Here is a 2,730-nt window from a genome sequence, read left to right on the forward strand (position 1 = left end):
GCCGCATCAACAACTTTACCCATATTTCTTGTTATAAAATAAAATGATATAGTGCTTAGTAGTGCAAATAAAATTGATAGAATCAAATATTTTAAATTTGCCTTAATATACTTTTTCATAAAGTACCTCCTTCATTAATTACTCCAGTTATTTTAGACTATATATACATTATACCCCACCCATATTATTTGTCAAGCTCGTATAATTTATTTTCATGCTAAAGCAAAAAATGGAGCCTCATCATAAGGCCCCATCCATATACATAATACTAAACTCTATAAGTTTTTATCCATTTGGAAAGTTAATTTTGATGTGAACAAAGCTCTTGTTGCATAATCTTGTAATTGTTTCTTTGTTTCTTCGATGAAGTAAGTGGCTGTCTTTTGGTTTTCTTCTGTCAAATATTTCATAAGTGCTTTGTCGTCTAAGCCCTTTGCTCCTTTTTGTATTTCCATAACTCTTTGTCTGCCATAGACTGCCATACGTTGCAAGAACTCATGTGTATCTCTATTAAATAATTTATAGTGTTCTTCTGCATAGTATGCAAAGACTTTTGCTAGCCAGTAAGCGTTGTCGATGTCCATCTTTTCAGGAACTGTTCTGTATTCTTTTGGTGTGTCTTCAACGTAGTTAAAGAATGGCACGTATGGGTTGAATGCTGTTGTTCCGAATGATAACCAAGTTACTCCTCTAAGTTTTTCGTCTAGTTCTGGAAATACTTGTAAGATGTGTGAGTGAGCTGTTCTTGAAAGTGAGATGCATCTGAATCTCTTCTTTTCTTGTTCTGTTCCTTGCCAGCCTAATGGGTCAAATTCTGTTTCGTTATAGTGTGAGCCTAAAACTTTAGCGCAGTCTTCAACTGAAATCTTTCTTGTAGCTTTCTTTATAAATGGTATGTCGCCACAAGTTGGGTCACAGTCGCATGAGGATAATAGTTTATGTGCGTACCAAGCTCTTGGTGTGTTATAAACTCTATCTAGCTCTCTATATGTGCCGAAAACTTTTCTAAAGTTAAATCCTTCGAAGTCTGGATTTAAGTTATTTTCTTTAATAAATTCTTCCATGCCTTCTGACCACATATAATTTTCTTTGTCATTAAAGTCTATTTGTTCGATGCAAACGTGGTTTGGAGCAACTGCGTAGCAATCATCAGGTATTCTAACTGCTACCCAGTGATGTCCTGTAGGTATCTCCATGTACCAAGCTTCGTCCTTGTCAGCGAATAATATACCATTGCCTTCAGCTGAACCATATTTCTTAATTAGTTCGCCTAAGAATTTAATTCCGTCACGAGCTGATTTTGCATATGGTGTAACTAAGTCATTTATAGCGTCTTCTGCGATACCATCAAGTACTAGTGGATCAAGTGCTAAAACTCTTTCGTTGCCGTATAAGCTTTCTGTCGAGCTAACTGCAACGCCTAATTCGTTAAATCCTGCTTCGGCATAAGCGCCTGGCTCGTTCTTATCGTCTGATGGGATAGCTGTATATCTCATTGCGCCCTTTGGCAATTCAACTTTAACCTTAGTGTTGTCTGATTCATAAACGCTTCCATTGGCCTTAGCTTCATGAACCACAAATTTCTTTAAGTTTATTGCATCATGATAGTCTTCGTTTCTCGCGATGATGATAGTTCCATCTATAGACGCTTTTTTACCTACTAATATAGTTGTACACTCTGTTTTTCTCATTAAATAACCTCCTTAATTTACACACATAGTTTTGCCTATATATTTATTATACATCTAAATATATTAATACGTCAAGCTAATTATCCCTTTATCTTGATAATTTTTTAAAATGACCTAGACGTAAAAAGAGTAGGCATAAAAGCGCCTACTCTTGTAAATAGCTTATATTGTTCCTACTAGGTCCATGCCTGGTGTAAGTGTGTCTTCGCCTGGCATCCAGTTAGCTGGGCATACTTTGTCTCCGTGTTCGTTAACGAATTTTGAAGCTTCTACTTTTCTTAGTAATTCCTTAGGGCTTCTGCCTATACCCATATCGTGGATTTCATATGCAGTGATAACGCCGTCTGGATTGATTACAAAAGATCCTCTGTAAGCTTGACCTTCTTCTTCGTTTAAAACTCCAAGCATTCTAGAAAGTTCAAATGCTCTATCAGCTAGCATAACGTATTTTGCTTTTGAAACTGCTGGAGATGTCTTTTGCCATTCCATATGAACAAATTCAGAGTCAGTTGAAACTGAATATACTTCGCAGCCAGCCTTCTTAAAGTTTTCATATTCTTCAGCAAGAGCTTCTAGTTCAGTTGGGCATACAAATGTAAAGTCTCCTGGGTAGAAGAAAAGTACGCTCCAGTGACCCTTTAGGTCTTCGTTTGTTACTTGAAAGAAGTCCTTACCTGCTTGAAATGCATTTACCTTAAATTCGTCTAATTGTTTACCTATTAAATTTGTCATTTTTACCTCCTTTATTAAGCTTTTCGCTCAATCCATATATACCCAATTCGCCTAAATAAATCACAAAAAATATTATATCAATTCTATCCATTTTTATGGTAGAATATATATAAGATAAGGAGGCGCATAGCATGATTAACCTTAGTGATTATAGAAATAAGTACTTAATTTTATACTTATACGCCATATTTTTATTTATAACGGGCTTTGCCTTTAATACGCCAGATGAAATTGTGAGTGGTCTAAAAATCATCTGCGTCTCATCGGCATCTCTCGTAACAGACTATATGAAGCTTGCAAACATCGG

General features: G+C 35.8%; 2 protein-coding genes. Both read right to left on the bottom strand.

Going from position 1 to position 2,730, the window contains the following annotated elements:
• Positions 1 to 275: 275 nt before the first annotated feature.
• Positions 276 to 1,691: a C69 family dipeptidase gene (locus Q0E71_RS06625; RefSeq protein WP_294797222.1), complete on the bottom strand. Its 1,416-nt coding sequence runs from the start codon at positions 1,689 to 1,691 to the stop codon at positions 276 to 278.
• Positions 1,692 to 1,853: 162 nt separating this feature from the next.
• Entirely contained in the window at positions 1,854 to 2,423 is a 570-nt protein-coding gene (locus tag Q0E71_RS06630) for a redoxin domain-containing protein (protein WP_058259922.1), read from the bottom strand.
• Between the last annotated feature and the right edge of the window lie 307 nt (positions 2,424 to 2,730).

Origin of the sequence: uncultured Fenollaria sp. (genome assembly GCF_934202865.1) — a bacterium.
Taxonomy (GTDB): domain Bacteria; phylum Bacillota; class Clostridia; order Tissierellales; family Peptoniphilaceae; genus Fenollaria.